Below are 16110 nucleotides of genomic sequence, written 5' to 3'. Positions count from 1 at the left end.
ATCCTTTTCGATTGAAATAAAAAAGGAAACGACATACGTTCCCCTTAATTACTTTTCTCTTCATTTGCTTTTTGAACACCACGAAGTGTTTCCACTCGAACCTCATCTTGTTCAAAGTATTGCACTAAATCACCGATGCGGTCAATTGCTTCCCAACTTAAATGATGTTCAATTCCTTCTACATCATTGTAAATCTTGCTTTCATCCAAACCGATAATACGCATAAATTGCTCTAGCAAGTCATGACGGTATACGAGACGTTCTCCGATTTTTTTACCTTTTGATGTTAATACAAGCCCTCTATATTTTTCATAAATTAGATATTCATCTTTGTCTAATTTTTGCACCATTTTTGTTACAGAGGATGGATGTACACTCAGCGCTTCAGCAATATCAGATACGCGGGCATAACCCTTTTCATCAATCAACAAATAAATTTGTTCAATATAATCTTCCATACTAGGGGTAGGCATCGGTTTCCTCCATCCAATTTCATTTTGCTCATTCCGTACGAAGCAATCAATAAAATGATACACCAGAAAGAATAACGTGACAAGTTGAAAACAAGCTTAAATATATAAAACAAAAAAGAATCTGTATTTGTATACAGACTCTTCTTAAGTAAAGTATTGTATTTCTGCATCAGGAAAAAACTCATGTATATAACCTCTTATTGTTTCTTCTAATACTTCCGCATCATCTTTTTTATATACGTATTTCCCGATTCCGTATCGTCCCCATTTATATTTACGCTTCTCTTCATCCATTTCAAGTTTCGAATTAGGATAACGCTCTTGAATGACCTTTTTTGCCGGTTTTGTAAAGCGATGTTGAATTAATTCAAACGTTAAATTCGGTATCGACAAATCTTTTAGCGCATTGTACAGTCGCTCAAATAGTTCACGGTATCCTTCTTCCCATCCTTCATGCATATAAAGTGGCGCAACTATAAAGCCAAGTGGATAACCCGCGCCTGCTACTTTACGTGCCGCCTCAATACGCTCTTCAAACGGTGATGTCCCCGGCTCAAAATTTTTAATCACATACCGTGAATTAATACTGAAGCGAAAACGAGTTTTCCCATTATGTTTTGCATCTAATAAATGATCAACGTGCGAATATTTCGTAACGAAACGTAAACGCCCGTGCTCACTTTCTCCAATGAATTCAATCGCCCGCTTTAATGCATGTGTTAAATGATCAATCCCAACGATATCTGATGTACAAGCCGCTTCAAATCTTGTTATTTCAGGTGCTCTTTCATCCATATATTGCTTTGCCTTCTCAAATATTTCATCAAGATTAACATACACGCGAACGTAAGGCTTACTCCCAAGTGTCGTTTGCAAATAACAATAATGACAATGCCCCATACACCCTGTTGCAAGCGGGATTGCATATTCAGCTGACGGTTTTGACGTATCAAACTTTAATGTCTTCCTAACCCCAACGACAAGCGTTGCCTTTGCAGTACGATACTTTTGCAAATCATTTTCACCTGGCAAATTTCTAATTTGATTATGAGATGTCGTTTCACGAATTTCTAATCCCATCTTCGTAAACTTCTCATACAGTTCTTTTCCAAGCGGATATTCAAGTGCCTTCGGTTCAAAGTAAACGAGTTTTGGCATAAATGGTTTCATACGTTTCCCTCCCCTCGTTAGTATGGGGAATGTTGAAAAATTAACACTCATAAAAGTTTTCCACGTCAGTAACTTGCGTTGCAAGTTACTGGATGCTATAATTTGGATATCAGCTACCTTGCAACGCAAGTTACCTGAATAAAAGGTGGTGAAATCATGCACAGCCAAATGTTAAAAGGTGTGCTCGAAGGTTGCATCCTATACATCATTTCACAAGAAGAAGTGTACGGATATGAACTGAGTACAAAATTAAATAAACACGGATTTACATTCGTAAGCGAAGGAAGCATATATCCGTTATTGTTACGTATGCAAAAAGAAAAGTTGATTGAAGGAACATTAAAAGCCTCCTCACTCGGTCCAAAACGTAAATATTATCACGTAACCGAAAAAGGATTAGAACAGCTTGAAGAATTTAAACAAAGCTGGGGAATGGTTTCAACAACCGTAAACAACTTATTACAAGGGGAGTGATAGGGATGAATGCACAAGACATGATTGAGTTAAATAATAAAAAACGTGAGCTTTTAACTTCCGAAAACGAAACTGCTTATGGCGATATGTTAGTATACCTTCGGTTATCTAATGTACCCGAACATCAAGTGGAAGAACTTTTGTTAGAAATATTAGACCACCTTATCGAAGCACAAACAGAAAATAAAAATGCTTACGACATTTTCGGAAATGATTTACAATCTTACTGCGATGAACTTATATCAGCTTTACCAGCCCAAACAAAATTAGAAAAAACTTCTTTAATCGGTTTTGTTATTAGCTTACTTCTTGCTATACAGTTTGGAATGGATGCCCTTGCTTCTCTTTTCATTTTCCTGTTTGAAAAAAATACCGATATAACAAGCCCACCTTTTAGCATCCCTGGAACTACTTTATCTGTTTCACTCATTATTCTAGGAATACTGCTTATATTACATTTATTAAAGCGTTACTCTTTTAATAAAAAGATAAATTGGAAAGGACGAATTCTATTCGGACTCGCTTTTGCTACTCCATTTTGTTCAGCTATATTTGTAAATATTTATTTTAGAAAGCAACCTTATTTCCTTTATCATCTAACCTTTTGGCAAAATGCCTTAATTGCTATCTTATTTTTTGTTTTATATAAATTACTATATAAAAAATCAAATTTTTAGCAGCCTTTCAAAAGGCTGTTTTTCTTCTGTCTAATTTTACAAATTGAAAAATTTCATAAAGAAAATAAGAAAAATGCAAAATAATTAAAGTTAATTGTTGACGTGATGCTTTTATTATCGGTATCATAAATCTTCGTGAGCAATTATTTTTCGTTATACGATTTTTTTATTATTACTGAATTTTTGAGAGGAGAAATTAGATGTCAGTTAAGAAGAAAACGCAAGTACGCACCGGCAAAATGGTACGTGAACTAATGTTAGCAGACGAAGATGTAAATGCTTCGCTAATTATGGTATATAGTGAAAACGGTGTAAACGCAGAAATTAAAATCGAGGGCTTAACGCCGAAATGTAACGAAGAATTATTTTTGAGCGGAAACGTGGATTGGAACAAGAGTGTTATTTATAAAATTGTTGATTTCACTGGGAACGCTGAAGTTGGTAAAGTTACATTAACAGCGATGAACAAAAATAATGTTTCTCTAGAAGTTGAGCGCGTTATGTGGAGCAAAGAAAATAAAGAAGCTGCTGAGCAAGAAGAAACAGTTGTAGTACCTACTCCGAAAAAAGAAGTAGTTGTAGAAGCTCCAAAAGCAGTTACACCTGCTCCAAAACCTGTTACGCGAGTAGAAACACCTGTAGCACCTAAACCTACTCCGGTACCAACGCCGAAGCCAGTAAGTGTAGAAGCAGCTGTGGAATTATCTACTCCAGCACCTGTGAAAAAAGCAGTACCAACTCCAGTTACAAAGCAAGAGACAGCACCGGTTGCGCCTGCAAAACCGAAGCAACCTGCTTTGACTGAAACAAATACAAAACTACAAGAAAATTATGTGAAACTCGTGAAAAAGACAATTGAAGTTTGTCAAGATTACGAGCTTGGCATCGACATAGATGATTCTATTGAAAGCTTAAAACAAGAACTACAAAGCCAAGGTATTAGCGTTACATTTGACAAAGAAATTATGGACGTTGTAAATCGCCTTCGTTCTTTACAAGATAAAGGAATCAAAGTAGAAAAAGTACTTAATTTACTATAAAAAAATAAGAGGTGGCCATTGCCACCTCTTATTTTTTATAATTCCATTCCTTACTTTCATACTTCTCTTTTGCTAATGTTTGCACTTCATGTAACTGTTCTTCTGTTAATTCATACGGAATAAGCTCTACATCTAATCCTTTTTCAAACCCAACCTCAAACGCTTTAATTAACTGTTCGATTGTAAACGTACGGTCTGTTAATTCATTAATTGCTACCGCTTTAGAAGAGAACATACTCTTCATACGTTCTTTTACACGTTCATTCGGGAATAAAAACAGATCATATAATTCATCTAAATCTATTTCTAACGGAATCGATCCGTGCTGTAAAATCACACCTTTTTGACGTGTTTGAGCACTACCTGCGATTTTTCTTCCTTCTACTACAATTTCATACCAAGACGGTGCATCAAAGCATACGCCTGAACGTGGATTTTTTAAATTTTCACGGTCTGCTTCCGTTTTTGGAACTGCATAATACGCTTCTAATCCTAATGCCTTAAAACCGTCTAATAAACCTTGCGAAATAATACGATACGCTTCTGTAACTGTTTTTGGCATATTTGGATGATCTTCAGACACAATAACACTGTACGTTAATTCTTTATCATGTAGTACACCCCTGCCGCCTGTTTGACGACGAACGAATCCATATTTCTTTTCGTTAACTATATCCATATTGATATCTTTTTCAACACGTTGGAAATACCCAACTGTTAATGTTGGTACTTCCCATTCATAAAAACGAATGGTTGGTGGCATTTTCTTTTCACTTTGCCAATTTAATAAACATTCATCTAACGCCATATTAAATGCCGGTGAACATTGACCAGAGTTAATATAACACCATTTTTCTTTTCCCATCCTGCACCTCATATAACCAATTATTTTTCACATTCTCTAGTCTACCAAATTCGACAAAATTTGTGAAAGAATACGAAATTTCTTCTTATATGCAAATGAATCTGTTGCATAAATACATACGGGCATTATAATATTGAAAGTAGGATAAGAAAAAAGGGAGCGATAGAACCGTGTCAACAACTTGGATTATTTTATTAGCCGTAATCGTAGCGTTCATCGGTTACACTGTATGGATGTATTTCTATCAGAAAAAATTAATTAAAACACTTTCAGAAGAAGAGTTTCGCGCTGGCTACCGTAAAGCACAGCTTATCGATATTCGCGAAGCAGACGAATATACTGCAGGGCATATTTTAGGCGCACGTAACATTCCGTTATCACAAATTCGCCTTCGTCATAAAGAACTTCGTAAAGATCAACCAGTTTACTTATACTGCCAAAGCGGATTCCGTACTGGTCGTGCGGCTCAATACTTAAAGAAACAAGGCTACAAAGATTTCTACCAATTACAAGGTGGATTCAAAACGTGGACTGGAAAAATTAAAAAGAAATAATAACATACAAAAACTAGCTGAATAATTCAGCTAGTTTTTTCATTCCATATTATTCGCAATGTATAATAAATTTTGCTTAATTACATTTTTATCATTCTCTTGTGCATTACGATACAAAATCTGATATTCAAGTCCTTTCTCTTTCCAGATAAGCGTAGCAAATTCGTCTCCTCGCTCAGTATCATCCTTATTTTTAAAATAAGCGAGTGCTCCATTATTCAATTTCATTTGTTCTTGAAATCGCTTCTCTTCCACGAGATCCGGAAAACTATAAGGAAAGTTCGCAACATTTAACTCAATATACTCATTTCTCCCCGACTCCCGCTGTTTATATTTAATCATCAAAACAGTGTTCTTTTTTCCAATCGTTCTGACTTCCCCCTTCACATCACTCGTAATGTCATACGGTAAAAACGCCGGAACTTTAAATTTCATTGGAAAATATTTTGGAAGCTCCTTCAGCGGAATTGGATCCGTAACACGATCCATAGCTCCCCCTGTTGTTCCCACAAAGTTTTTCTCTCCTTGCATCGTTTGCTGAAACGAACATGAACTTAGCACTAGACTAGAAAACACGAAACAAATGATTCTTTTTTTCAATTTGTTTCCGCCCTTTCTTCATACCGCTATCTTTACGAATGAAGCGTTTATATGCTATTCATATTCGCTTCATTAACAAACTCCCCCTTTGAAAACTTTCCACGTTATTCTCACACATTTTGACAAAATCTCTTTTATAGACGCAAAAAAGACCCCCATCATTCTCACGCCCAAATGAAAAGGTTACGCGAATAACAGAAGTCATGTTTATAACATAGTTTGTGAAAAGCTTTTCAGGTCAAGATTTTTTCATTCTTATTATTTTCCCTTTATAATAAGGGGAAAGAGGTGATACATATGGCCAATATAAAACAAATTGCAAAAACCGCTGGTGTATCCATATCAACTGTTTCCCGCGTCCTTAATAATCACCCTTACGTAAAAGAAGAAAAACGTAAGCGTGTTCTAGATGCTGTTGAAGAATTGAATTATGCCAAAAATATAAATGCTATTCATTTAATAAAGGGAAAAACCTATACGATCGGGGTTATGCTCCCTTTCATTAATGTTCCTTACTTTAGTACCATTATTGAAGGAATTGGAAACGAAGCGTTAGCAGCTGGATATCACATTAATTTATGCCAAACGAATTACGATAGCATTGAAGAAATTCGCGTTCTTGAAATGATGAAAATGAAACAATTCGACGGAATGATTATTTGCTCTCAAACGAGTTCATGGGAACAAATTGAACCTTTCGCCAAATTTGCCCCTATTATTTCATGCGAAAAAATGAACCACCCCCTCATTTCATCTATCTATGTAGATCATTACGAAGGCTTCCGTCTCGGCACTGCCTATTTACTCAGTAAAGGGCATGAGAAAATCGGGATATGTTTAGCAAGAAAAACGAGTGCAAATTCTATAGAGCGCGAAAAAGCATTCGCAGATACACTTCGGAACGCAGGTAAAACGGCACATCCTGATTGGATTTTTCATCAATGCTATACAATGCAAGACGGTGCACAAATACTCCATCGTATTTTAAATATGAAAAATCGTCCAACCGCTATTTTTACAGCGAACGATCAAGTTGCAGCTGGTTTATTAACAGAGGCGCGAAAACATGGCATTCGAGTCCCTGAAGATCTCGCTATCCTCGGATTTGATAATCATGAAATTTCAAAGGCGCTAGAAATTTCAACTATTGAGCATCCTGGTCTCGCAATGGGCTCACATGCTTTTTCTTTATTCCATAAACAAATCCAGAGCGAGCAAATTGTTGGGAACGCAAAAGAGCTTTCATTCCATTTAATTGAGCGAGATACTGTCTAAAAAGAGCGTTACCTATTGCGCTCTTTTTCAGCTCTTCCCCTATTGACTTTATATTTTCCATCTCATATAATGAACCTAACGAACGGTAGGTAGGGGATGAAAATGACAGCAAACCGCATTAAAGCTGTAGCACTTTCTCATTTCGCACGCTACGGCTATGAAGGAACTTCATTAGCAAATATTGCTCAAGAAGTTGGGATTAAAAAACCATCGATTTACGCACACTTTAAAGGAAAAGAAGAGCTATATTTTATATGCTTAGAATCCGCTCTTCAAAAAGATTTACAGAGCTTCACAGACGATATCGAAAATTTTTCAAATTCGTCTACTGAAGAATCGCTCTTACAGTTACTAAAGGGCTACGCAAAACGATTTGGTGAAAGTGAAGAATCAATGTTTTGGTTACGAACTTCCTATTTTCCGCCCGATGCATTTCGCGAACAAATTATCGAAAAAGCGAATACACACATTGAGAACGTCGGAAAACTTTTATTCCCTATATTTAAACGTGCAAACGAGCAAAGTGAACTGCATAACATTGAAGTAGAAGACGCTCTAGAAGCTTTTCTATGCTTACTAGACGGACTTATGGTTGAGCTACTATTTGCAGGTTTAAATCGCTTTGAGACTCGTTTAAACGCCTCTTGGCAAGTATTTTGGCGAGGCCTTTCAAACTGACGGATTGCTCCTTTGCAATGCGTCGTTTTTAAGCCCTTTACCTAACGACTGGTAGGAAGGAGAAATGACATATGGCATGGATTTATGTAATCATAGCTGGTATTATTGAAATCTTTTGGGTCATTGGACTAAAACACGCGGAGGCACCACTTGAATGGGCTGGTGTTGCATTATTAATTACAATTAGTTTCGTTTTATTATTTAAAGCTTATAAAGATTTACCTGTCGGCACTGTATATGCAGTCTTTACAGGAATTGGAGCTGGTGGGATCGTTCTGACAGAGATTTTCATCTTCGGAGAACCTTTCTCTATTGTAAAAGTTTTATTAATCGGTTTAATCTTCTTCGGAGTAATTGGGCTAAAACGAGTAACAGAAGAAAAAGAAGCGAAGGAGGCCGCATAAAATGGCTTGGGTATTTTTAATTCTAGCTGGTATTTGTGAAATTATTGGTGTACTCTTTATGAAAGTAGCCACTGAAAAGAAAGGCTGGGCACCAAAAGTTATTTTAATCGCTAACTTCGGCGTAAGCTTCTTCTTCTTATCTCTTGCGATGGACACATTACCGATGGGAACTGCTTACGCGATTTGGACTGGAATCGGAACTGCCGGAAGTGCACTTCTAGGTATTCTTATTTTCCGTGAATCAGCGGATTGGCGTCGACTTGCCTTCTTAAGCTGCATTCTATGCGGCGCTGTTGGCTTAAAACTATTAAGCTAACGTGAGGTGAATGTCATGTGGAAAGAAAAAGGAAAACAAATGTTAGCATGGATTACACTCGGGATTGTCATTCTACTGCAAATCAGTTTTCATATAATAGAATGGTTGTTTCATAGAGTCGTATCCATTCTTACATTTCTTCCTAACATGGCACTTGAAATTGCATCTATTGTTTGGTCAGTTATTGCCTCCATTGCAATCGTCATTATATGGAGTATCGCCAAACTATGGAATACATTATGTAAAAAGGACAGTACTTCAGAAAAAGAGTAACTGTCCTTTTTTATATTCATTCGGAATTTCTGTAGAAGTTTGATGTGATAAGACAAAGAAGACCAACGATGACAATACTGATACCAATCCCTTTATGCAAATTAGGAAATGGTGATGGTATATCTGAATAGAAATTTGCTAATACGAGACCGATCGAAAATAAAAATATCCCTATTCTATATAACCATTTTCTTTTGTTCATCATTCTCCCCTCCTAAAATTCTTCATACACTCCTTTCTTTTGGACATACTACCTAAAAAAGGAGTGAATAATATGCAAAATTCTATACATAAGCAGATCCTATTTTTATTTTTCTTCTTTCTCATTCTCGTTATCATTTTCAGCTTTATATTACATACTCCGAAAGATGTTGTACCGAATAGCCTTTCTGTTTATAAACTCTTACTTTCATATTGTCGTTATTAAAGAAGGTGCCTTACATAAGGCACCTTCTAAAATTCTCTCTTCTCATACAATTTCACTGAAACGAAGATAGATACTATGAACATGCATATTGAACTAATGAATAACACGCTGTTATATAGTTGAATTTGTTCTAGGTTGATTTCAAACAAAGTTTCTAAAATAACAATCGGTGCCATGAATATTACTATCGTAATAAAAATAGTTTTTTTATATCCTAGCCAAAACGCTATCGGTAGAACAAAACTTAAATATACTAAAATGAAGCTAATACTAGTAAACACTGTCGTTTCAATAAATTTAAATATATTAGTTCCATTTTTCATTACCATCGTAAAACAACCAATTGATACACTTATGAAAAGAATAATAATCGATACGACATATTTGGCAAATACAATTTCTTTTTTCAATATCGGTAAACTATTTACTATTACTTCACTCTCATTTTTACCATCGGCTTCAAACGTTTTGATCGTCGCCATAACTGTAAAAATGACCGACATAATTACGAATACATTTCCCGTATCTTTTAAGGCCATATAAAAGAGAATAGGGTATAATATGTACCACATTAAAAACTTCCACTGAATAATAAAATCTTTTAAAATTAGTTGTTTCAAAACTATTCTCCTCCCCCTTACAAATCACGCTCACTATACAAATGAATTGAGAGTAACATAGATATGATATATAAAAGAAGCAGCCCAGCTATAAAACAAACATTTACGAATAAACTCGTGCTCCAAGCATTCTCAACACCTAACCATACACTACTTACAATTACTCCACTTAATCCACCAACTATAATTCCCATAAAATAAGCAGCCTGTTTCGAACTACCATATCCTACCGAAAATTCAATTGGAAGTACGATCATGATATAAACCAATCCTCCCGTTATTCCGCCAAGAATCGCTCCCCACAGCATAAATCCAGTTATATGTTCATTTTGCAACTGAATTAGACCAACTAAAAGTGAGAAAACCACACCTAAAACAACTAAAATACTTACAAATATGTATTTTGCTATGACAATTTCCTTACGTTGAAGTGGTAAACTATTTAATATCTTTTCACTCTTATTTCTAGCTTCATAACTCGTCGACCATATTGTTCCAAGGATAGGTATAGTTATACTAAGCGTCAGAAGAAAATTGTCGCTACCGAAATCAGCAATTGTAAGGAAAAGCAAACATATAAAACCAATAAACCCTAATTTTTTTTGCAGCATCATATCTTTTAAAACTAGTTGCTTGATCATGTATTACACCTCCTGGTATGAAAAGAGCCTCTTCTATAAATCACGTGCTTCATAAATTTTGATTGTAAGAAACATGGAAGCGATATAAATACTGACTAATGCAATGAATCCAACTATAAATACACCAATATGCACAGGATTCATAATCCACTCTAGGAATGAAGGTGTTGTTTCATTCAGCCCATCACTAATAAATATCCAAAGTATCCCCCCGACTCCTATTGATGCTGCTGATACTAGACTTCTTACTACATTCGATTTTATAGCATAATAACTAGGGAAAAAGGTGACAACTAAAAACACGGCGTAAAAAAGCCCATTTACTACTCCATACCATGGAATTTCAATGTATATAGGTGCACCGATATCACCAATAACAGCGATACCTCTTATAAGGAAAATAAGCAATAAAGTAGAGAACATGCCACCTACAATAAATATTGCACTGGAAATATATCTAGCAATTATGATATCCTTTCTGCTTAACGGTAAACTATTCATAATAATGTCACTTGTATTTCGTTCATCTATTACGATTAATATCGTAACTGAGGAAAGCGTTACAAATAAACAACTCATAGGAAACAGCATTCCATCACCGTTTTCAAATAAAAAGAATATAAAGGGTATAGTAAGATACACTGGCCATATCCCCCGAAAAAAGAACAAATCTTTATATACGAGCTGACGCATAGGCACCTCTTCCTTTCGCGGTGTAAACGATAATATCATCTAATGTAGGCTTTTCTAGTACAACCTCATTTCCAAACCAATCGATAATTGCTTGTTTATCCTTCGCTAAACCTTCAAAACCGAACTTATTTTTTCGTAATCCCACAAATAGCTCTTTTCCTTCTCGGTCTAGTAAATCATTACTTCCTTTTACGACTACGTAGTTCTCCATTAATTCATCTTTTTCACCAGTAAATATAATTTCTCCATCATTGATAAACGTAATATAATCTGCAATGCGCTCTAAGTCTGTTGTAATGTGTGTTGAGAATAATACAGATACTTTATCTTCCATTACAATTTCTTGTAACATATCAAGTAATTCACTTCGAACAACTGGATCTAATCCTGCTGTTGGTTCGTCCATAATAATAAATTCCGCGTGGTGCGAAAGTGCGATGGCAATCGCAAATTTCATTTTCATCCCTTTTGATAGTTCTTTAATTTTTTTATACTTCGGAACTTGCAATCTATGCATATACGATTGATACTGCTCTTCGTCCCACTTTTTATATAACGGCGCAATAATACGCTTCATTTGTTCACATGTTAAATCTTCATAGTAATGATTTTCATCATATACAAAACCGATATTTTGTTTTATTTCTTTTTCGGCTTTCTTATTGTCCTTGCCAAAAATTTTTATATCGCCGCTATCTTTTCGAATTAAATTCATAATCATTTTGATCGTCGTACTTTTCCCGGCTCCATTCGGTCCGACAAATCCCATAATATATCCGCGTGGTAACGTAAAACTTATATTTTTCACTACAAAATCTTGATAACTTTTACAAACATTTTTTAGCTCTAACATCTCTTATTCCCCCTCATATAAACACGCAATCATCTGCTGTAAATCTTCAAGTGAAAGCTGCAACGCTTTACTTTCATTCACAATCTCTTCCGCTTTACTTTCCAGTAAACGTAGCCGCTGTTCTTTTAGTAGTTCATTATTTTTACGTGAAACATAAGTCCCCTTCCCAGCAACAGTTTCTATATATCCTTCTTTTTCAAGCTCCTCGTACGCACGCTTCGTTGTAATTACACTAATTTGTAATTCCTTCGCTAAGCTACGAATAGACGGTAATTGGTCTCCACCCTTTAAACCACCATTTAAAATAAGCTGGCTTAATTGTTTTCTTATTTGCACATAAATAGGGTCTTGGGAAGAATTCGAAATAATAATATTCATGTTTTCCTCCAGTGTGTGTATATACTGTATATACCTTATATATACAGTATATACACACCATCCTATTTTTGGCAAGAAAAAAAGACCAACATTTTCCTGTTGGTCTTTCGTATATGTATCACTTTTCAAAGCGATCTAACATCTCATCTCTCATTCCGAAACTCACTACCGCAATTCCTACATACATAAACAGAAGGAACGCAGGATGAACTGTGTTGTACCAAGTGCTATCAACAATTAAATAAATCGTTAATGCGACAACAAGAACAAACGCTAAGATAAACATATAAAAGTGTCTTGTGCTACCCATGATAAACTCCTCTCTTCTCACTTCACCATTCAACAGTATATTTTATCGAATAATTCGATATGACTCAAGGTTAACTTTCTGTTATGTAATCAAGTTCCACCTTTACAATGTCCTCACATGCTATCGAAATGATCGTTCCTTGCTTATCAATTGCCGTCACTTCTCTATTATCCATTACACGATGAGCTACTCTTTCTAGTACTTTTCCCTGGTCTCGATAACAAAATTCTTTTATATCTTTAATCGTTTTTCCGTTTTCTAAATGGTATATCATTCTATAACACCGATATCCCACATTTTCACCCCCAGATTGCTCGTTTTTTCACATATACATAAAAATGAGTCATTCCTATCTCATTACATCTTCTTAATTTCAATAAAATTCTAACAAAAATAAATACTTTTATCAAACCGACTTTTTCAACAAAATCACCTATGAAACAGCTTCTTTACGCCATTATGAAACAAAAAATATAAATTTTTAACATTTTCTTCACGAATTCTGCACGAATTCTCCATACAAAAAAAAGAACCCGCATATAGCGAGTTCTTCCTTTGTTATTTTAATCAAACTTGTACAGGAGCTGGTTTTTCATAACGTAAAACTGGTTTACGTGCAGCCATCGTTTCGTCTAAACGTTTAATGACTGTTGTATGAGGTGCTTCTTGTACAACTTCTGGATTTTCTTCTACTTCTTTAGCAATTTGAATCATCTTATCAATGAAACCGTCTAAAGTTTCTTTTGATTCTGTTTCTGTCGGCTCAATCATAATACATTCTTCCACATTTAATGGGAAGTAAATTGTTGGTGGATGGTAACCGAAATCAAGCAGGCGTTTTGCAATATCTAACGTACGTACACCAAGTTTCTTTTGACGACGACCTGATAATACAAACTCATGCTTACAATGTCTATCGAATGGAAGATCATAGAATGGTGCTAGTCTTCTCATCATATAGTTCGCGTTTAATACCGCATACTCCGTTACTGCACGTAGTCCATCTGGACCCATAGAACGAATGTATGTGTATGCACGAACGTTAATTCCGAAGTTACCATAGAACGGTTTTACGCGCCCAATTGCTTCCGGACGATCATAGTTAAAGCGATAACCATTTTCCGTTTTCTCTAAAATTGGTTTTGGTAAGTACGGAATTAAATCAGCTTTCACGCCTACTGGACCAGAACCTGGGCCACCGCCGCCGTGAGGACCTGTAAATGTTTTATGAAGGTTTAAATGCACAACGTCAAATCCCATATCTCCTGGGCGCGCTTGGCTTAATACCGCATTTAAGTTTGCACCATCATAGTATAATTTACCGCCTGCATTATGGACGATTTCTGCCATTTCTAAAATGTTTTCTTCGAATAAACCTAATGTATTAGGATTTGTTAACATAAGTGCTGCTGTTTCTTCGTTTACAACACGTTTTAAATCTTCTAAGTCAACAAGACCATTTTCATTTGATTTTACTGTAATTGTTTCAAAACCAGCTACAGTTGCAGATGCTGGGTTCGTTCCGTGAGCAGAGTCAGGCACAATTACTTTCGTACGGTTAAAGTCACCATTTGCTTCATGGTATGCACGAATTAACATTAAGCCTGTCCATTCTCCGTGTGCACCAGCTGCTGGTTGTAATGTAACAGTATCCATACCTGTAATTTCAATTAAATGCTCTTGTAAGTCATACATTAATTCCATTGCACCTTGTACTGTCTTTTCATCTTGCAACGGATGAATATTTGCAAATCCTGCAAAACGAGCTACACTCTCATTAATTTTCGGATTATATTTCATCGTACAAGATCCAAGTGGATAGAATCCAGAATCTACACCGTGGTTACGGTTTGAAAGTGCTGTATAGTGGCGCATAATGTCAAGTTCAGATACTTCTGGTAGCTCTGCATCTTCTACTCGAATATAATCGCTCTCAAACACATCTTCTAGTTTCACTTCTTCTACATCTAATTTTGGTAGGCTATATCCTATGCGTCCTTCTTTACTCACTTCAAAGATAAGTGCTTGGTCTTGGTTCTTCATTGGATAGCCCCCATTTCGTTTACAAGTGTGTCAATTTCCTCTTTTGTACGAAGCTCAGTTACTGCTACAAGCATATGGTTTTCATGCTCTTTATAATCACGGCCTAGGTCGTAACCGCCGATAATATTCTTTTGTAATAATGCATCGTTTACTTCTTTCACTGGACGCTTGCAATCTACAACAAACTCATTGAAGAATGGTCCAGCAAATGTTACAGCGAAGCCTTTCGCTTCAAATTGACGTTTTGCATATTGTGCTTTAGAAATGTTTTGACGTGCCATTTCTTTCACACCTTGTTTACCAAGTGCCGTCATTGCAACTGATGCTGCTAATGCATTTAACGCTTGGTTTGAACAAATGTTAGACGTCGCTTTGTCACGGCGAATATGCTGTTCACGCGCTTGTAACGTTAATACAAACCCACGTTTACCATCTGAATCTACAGTTTGTCCAACAAGACGTCCTGGAATTTTACGCATAAATGCTTTCGTTGTTGCAAAGTAACCACAGTGTGGTCCACCAAACTGCGTTGGAATACCAAATGGTTGTGCATCACCGATTACAACATCCGCACCAAATTTTCCTGGTGGTGTTAATGCGCCTAATGATAATGGATTTGAAGAAACGATAAATAATGATTTTTGTTGATGAACGATTTTTTCAATATCAGCCAATTTTTCAACTTGTCCGAAGAAGTTTGGATATTGAACGATTACACAAGCAACTGTATCATCTACTTCACTTTGTAATACGTCTAAATCTGTTACACCATCTTTATGATTAATTTCAACAACTTCAAGATGTTGACCTTTTGCATACGTTTCAAGTACTGCTCTTGATTCTGGATGAACTGCGCTAGATACAAGAATTTTCTTTTTACGAGTATGGCCAGCTGCTAGCATTGCCGCTTCAGCTAAAGCTGTACCTCCATCGTACATAGAAGAGTTTGCTACATCCATTCCTGTTAATTCACAAATCATTGTTTGGAATTCAAAGATTGCTTGTAATTCCCCTTGTGAAATTTCTGGTTGGTATGGCGTGTAAGCTGTATAAAATTCTGAGCGAGAGATAACGTGATCTACAATTACTGGAGCGTAATGATCGTATACGCCTGCTCCTAAGAAAGAAGCGTATTGTTTTAAGTTAGCATTTTTACTAGCCATTTGAGATAACTCTTTTAACAGCTCTGGCTCTGATTTTGCTTCTTTAATTTTTAAATCCCCTTTAAAACGAACACTCTCTGGAATATCAGAGAATAACTCATCGATCGTTTGAACGCCGATCGTTTGTAACATTTCTTTTTTGTCTTCTTCTGTCATTGGAAGATAACGATGCAACATGAAATC

At 35.9% G+C, this 16110-nt stretch carries 23 protein-coding genes; 9 read left to right on the top strand and 14 right to left on the bottom strand.

The window, feature by feature from the left end; translation table 11 throughout:
- Nucleotides 1-44 precede the first annotated feature (44 nt).
- Both mntR and splB read right to left on the bottom strand, forming a co-directional pair.
- Nucleotides 45-473 (bottom strand): transcriptional regulator MntR, encoded by a 429-nt coding sequence (gene mntR / locus BAQ44_RS05680; protein WP_001143071.1) that lies wholly within the window; start codon nt 471-473, stop codon nt 45-47.
- Nucleotides 474-617: 144 nt separating this feature from the next.
- The gene (gene splB / locus BAQ44_RS05675) at nt 618-1643 is read right to left on the bottom strand and encodes a spore photoproduct lyase (protein WP_061677432.1); all 1026 of its coding nucleotides are present in this window, start codon (nt 1641-1643) and stop codon (nt 618-620) included.
- Between the two features lie 156 nt (nt 1644-1799).
- Here splB and BAQ44_RS05670 point away from each other — a divergent pair, with 156 nt between their 5' ends.
- From BAQ44_RS05670 to BAQ44_RS05660, 3 genes are all read left to right on the top strand, one after another.
- Nucleotides 1800-2117, top strand: a complete 318-nt coding sequence (locus tag BAQ44_RS05670) for a PadR family transcriptional regulator (protein WP_061677431.1) — start codon at nt 1800-1802, stop codon at nt 2115-2117.
- A 5-nt stretch (nt 2118-2122) separates the two neighbouring features.
- A complete protein-coding gene (locus BAQ44_RS05665; protein ID WP_061677426.1) occupies nt 2123-2794 on the top strand; it encodes a DUF1129 domain-containing protein in 672 nt (223 codons plus the stop codon).
- A 200-nt stretch (nt 2795-2994) separates the two neighbouring features.
- A complete protein-coding gene (locus BAQ44_RS05660; protein ID WP_071721174.1) occupies nt 2995-3834 on the top strand; it encodes a hypothetical protein in 840 nt (279 codons plus the stop codon).
- 28 nt (nt 3835-3862) lie between these two features.
- Here the strand turns inward: BAQ44_RS05660 and BAQ44_RS05655 are convergent, their stop codons facing one another.
- Nucleotides 3863-4699 carry a lipoate--protein ligase family protein gene (locus BAQ44_RS05655; RefSeq protein ID WP_071721172.1) on the bottom strand — a complete coding sequence of 279 codons (837 nt, stop codon included), beginning with the start codon at nt 4697-4699 and terminating at the stop codon, nt 3863-3865.
- Nucleotides 4700-4869: 170 nt separating this feature from the next.
- On the opposite strand from BAQ44_RS05655, the gene BAQ44_RS05650 reads away from it, so the two are divergent.
- Nucleotides 4870-5253 (top strand): rhodanese-like domain-containing protein, encoded by a 384-nt coding sequence (locus BAQ44_RS05650; RefSeq protein ID WP_048531103.1) that lies wholly within the window; start codon nt 4870-4872, stop codon nt 5251-5253.
- A 39-nt stretch (nt 5254-5292) separates the two neighbouring features.
- Here the strand turns inward: BAQ44_RS05650 and BAQ44_RS05645 are convergent, their stop codons facing one another.
- The gene (locus BAQ44_RS05645; RefSeq protein ID WP_071721463.1) at nt 5293-5829 is read right to left on the bottom strand and encodes a DNA polymerase III subunit delta; all 537 of its coding nucleotides are present in this window, start codon (nt 5827-5829) and stop codon (nt 5293-5295) included.
- A gap of 321 nt (nt 5830-6150) precedes the next feature.
- Between BAQ44_RS05645 and BAQ44_RS05640 the strand changes: the two genes are divergently transcribed.
- The 5 genes from BAQ44_RS05640 (at nt 6151) to BAQ44_RS05620 (ending at nt 8799) form a co-directional block, all read left to right on the top strand.
- On the top strand, nt 6151-7128 hold the full coding sequence (locus BAQ44_RS05640) for a LacI family DNA-binding transcriptional regulator (protein ID WP_063260830.1): 978 nt from the start codon (nt 6151-6153) through the stop codon (nt 7126-7128).
- Between the two features lie 96 nt (nt 7129-7224).
- A complete protein-coding gene (locus tag BAQ44_RS05635; RefSeq protein ID WP_002073006.1) occupies nt 7225-7806 on the top strand; it encodes a TetR/AcrR family transcriptional regulator in 582 nt (193 codons plus the stop codon).
- A 71-nt stretch (nt 7807-7877) separates the two neighbouring features.
- Nucleotides 7878-8210 carry a DMT family transporter gene (locus tag BAQ44_RS05630; protein WP_061677420.1) on the top strand — a complete coding sequence of 111 codons (333 nt, stop codon included), beginning with the start codon at nt 7878-7880 and terminating at the stop codon, nt 8208-8210.
- A 1-nt stretch (nt 8211) separates the two neighbouring features.
- A complete protein-coding gene (locus tag BAQ44_RS05625) occupies nt 8212-8526 on the top strand; it encodes a DMT family transporter (protein WP_000312621.1) in 315 nt (104 codons plus the stop codon).
- 15 nt (nt 8527-8541) lie between these two features.
- Nucleotides 8542-8799 (top strand): DUF3975 family protein, encoded by a 258-nt coding sequence (locus BAQ44_RS05620; protein ID WP_071721170.1) that lies wholly within the window; start codon nt 8542-8544, stop codon nt 8797-8799.
- A gap of 16 nt (nt 8800-8815) precedes the next feature.
- Here the strand turns inward: BAQ44_RS05620 and BAQ44_RS05615 are convergent, their stop codons facing one another.
- From BAQ44_RS05615 to gcvPA, 10 genes are all read right to left on the bottom strand, one after another.
- The gene (locus tag BAQ44_RS05615) at nt 8816-9004 is read right to left on the bottom strand and encodes a hypothetical protein (RefSeq protein ID WP_081110183.1); all 189 of its coding nucleotides are present in this window, start codon (nt 9002-9004) and stop codon (nt 8816-8818) included.
- Nucleotides 9005-9252: 248 nt separating this feature from the next.
- Nucleotides 9253-9846 carry an ABC-2 transporter permease gene (locus BAQ44_RS05610; RefSeq protein WP_071721167.1) on the bottom strand — a complete coding sequence of 198 codons (594 nt, stop codon included), beginning with the start codon at nt 9844-9846 and terminating at the stop codon, nt 9253-9255.
- Nucleotides 9847-9863: 17 nt separating this feature from the next.
- Nucleotides 9864-10487, bottom strand: a complete 624-nt coding sequence (locus tag BAQ44_RS05605) for an ABC-2 transporter permease (RefSeq protein ID WP_071721165.1) — start codon at nt 10485-10487, stop codon at nt 9864-9866.
- 33 nt (nt 10488-10520) lie between these two features.
- Nucleotides 10521-11180 (bottom strand): ABC-2 transporter permease, encoded by a 660-nt coding sequence (locus tag BAQ44_RS05600; protein WP_063260825.1) that lies wholly within the window; start codon nt 11178-11180, stop codon nt 10521-10523.
- Complete coding sequence (locus BAQ44_RS05595) at nt 11161-12033, bottom strand: ABC transporter ATP-binding protein (RefSeq protein WP_071721163.1); 873 nt, start codon at nt 12031-12033, stop codon at nt 11161-11163. The genes BAQ44_RS05600 and BAQ44_RS05595 overlap by 20 nt, the downstream gene beginning before the upstream one ends.
- 3 nt (nt 12034-12036) lie before the next feature.
- Complete coding sequence (locus BAQ44_RS05590) at nt 12037-12411, bottom strand: GntR family transcriptional regulator (protein ID WP_001021351.1); 375 nt, start codon at nt 12409-12411, stop codon at nt 12037-12039.
- Between the two features lie 118 nt (nt 12412-12529).
- Entirely contained in the window at nt 12530-12721 is a 192-nt protein-coding gene (locus BAQ44_RS05585; RefSeq protein ID WP_000535935.1) for a hypothetical protein, read from the bottom strand.
- A 70-nt stretch (nt 12722-12791) separates the two neighbouring features.
- Nucleotides 12792-12995, bottom strand: a complete 204-nt coding sequence (locus BAQ44_RS05580; protein WP_061677400.1) for a DUF3929 family protein — start codon at nt 12993-12995, stop codon at nt 12792-12794.
- A 293-nt stretch (nt 12996-13288) separates the two neighbouring features.
- Nucleotides 13289-14764, bottom strand: coding sequence for an aminomethyl-transferring glycine dehydrogenase subunit 2 (gcvPB, locus tag BAQ44_RS05570; RefSeq protein WP_063260822.1), 1476 nt, complete (start codon nt 14762-14764; stop codon nt 13289-13291).
- The gene (gcvPA, locus tag BAQ44_RS05565; protein WP_071721162.1) at nt 14761-16104 is read right to left on the bottom strand and encodes an aminomethyl-transferring glycine dehydrogenase subunit 1; all 1344 of its coding nucleotides are present in this window, start codon (nt 16102-16104) and stop codon (nt 14761-14763) included. Before gcvPA ends, gcvPB begins: the two co-directional genes overlap by 4 nt.
- Nucleotides 16105-16110: the final 6 nt, after the last annotated feature.

This window comes from Bacillus mobilis (genome assembly GCF_001884045.1).
In the GTDB taxonomy this organism is placed as follows: domain Bacteria; phylum Bacillota; class Bacilli; order Bacillales; family Bacillaceae_G; genus Bacillus_A; species Bacillus_A mobilis.
This window is presented reverse-complemented; position numbering and strand designations above follow the sequence as displayed.

Coding starts and splice junctions, on each gene's coding strand:
- BAQ44_RS05590 (WP_001021351.1), bottom strand. CDS start 12,411: ATGAATATTATTATTTCGAATTCTTCCCAAGACCCTATTTATGTGCAA.
- BAQ44_RS05630 (WP_061677420.1), top strand. CDS start 7,878: ATGGCATGGATTTATGTAATCATAGCTGGTATTATTGAAATCTTTTGG.
- BAQ44_RS05635 (WP_002073006.1), top strand. CDS start 7,225: ATGAAAATGACAGCAAACCGCATTAAAGCTGTAGCACTTTCTCATTTC.
- mntR (WP_001143071.1), bottom strand. CDS start 473: ATGCCTACCCCTAGTATGGAAGATTATATTGAACAAATTTATTTGTTG.
- gcvPA (WP_071721162.1), bottom strand. CDS start 16,104: ATGTTGCATCGTTATCTTCCAATGACAGAAGAAGACAAAAAAGAAATG.
- BAQ44_RS05625 (WP_000312621.1), top strand. CDS start 8,212: ATGGCTTGGGTATTTTTAATTCTAGCTGGTATTTGTGAAATTATTGGT.
- gcvPB (WP_063260822.1), bottom strand. CDS start 14,764: ATGAAGAACCAAGACCAAGCACTTATCTTTGAAGTGAGTAAAGAAGGA.
- BAQ44_RS05600 (WP_063260825.1), bottom strand. CDS start 11,180: ATGCGTCAGCTCGTATATAAAGATTTGTTCTTTTTTCGGGGGATATGG.
- BAQ44_RS05585 (WP_000535935.1), bottom strand. CDS start 12,721: ATGGGTAGCACAAGACACTTTTATATGTTTATCTTAGCGTTTGTTCTT.
- BAQ44_RS05605 (WP_071721165.1), bottom strand. CDS start 10,487: ATGATCAAGCAACTAGTTTTAAAAGATATGATGCTGCAAAAAAAATTA.
- BAQ44_RS05620 (WP_071721170.1), top strand. CDS start 8,542: ATGTGGAAAGAAAAAGGAAAACAAATGTTAGCATGGATTACACTCGGG.
- BAQ44_RS05655 (WP_071721172.1), bottom strand. CDS start 4,699: ATGGGAAAAGAAAAATGGTGTTATATTAACTCTGGTCAATGTTCACCG.
- splB (WP_061677432.1), bottom strand. CDS start 1,643: ATGAAACCATTTATGCCAAAACTCGTTTACTTTGAACCGAAGGCACTT.
- BAQ44_RS05595 (WP_071721163.1), bottom strand. CDS start 12,033: ATGTTAGAGCTAAAAAATGTTTGTAAAAGTTATCAAGATTTTGTAGTG.
- BAQ44_RS05615 (WP_081110183.1), bottom strand. CDS start 9,004: ATGATGAACAAAAGAAAATGGTTATATAGAATAGGGATATTTTTATTT.
- BAQ44_RS05640 (WP_063260830.1), top strand. CDS start 6,151: ATGGCCAATATAAAACAAATTGCAAAAACCGCTGGTGTATCCATATCA.
- BAQ44_RS05670 (WP_061677431.1), top strand. CDS start 1,800: ATGCACAGCCAAATGTTAAAAGGTGTGCTCGAAGGTTGCATCCTATAC.
- BAQ44_RS05580 (WP_061677400.1), bottom strand. CDS start 12,995: ATGATATACCATTTAGAAAACGGAAAAACGATTAAAGATATAAAAGAA.
- BAQ44_RS05660 (WP_071721174.1), top strand. CDS start 2,995: ATGTCAGTTAAGAAGAAAACGCAAGTACGCACCGGCAAAATGGTACGT.
- BAQ44_RS05665 (WP_061677426.1), top strand. CDS start 2,123: ATGAATGCACAAGACATGATTGAGTTAAATAATAAAAAACGTGAGCTT.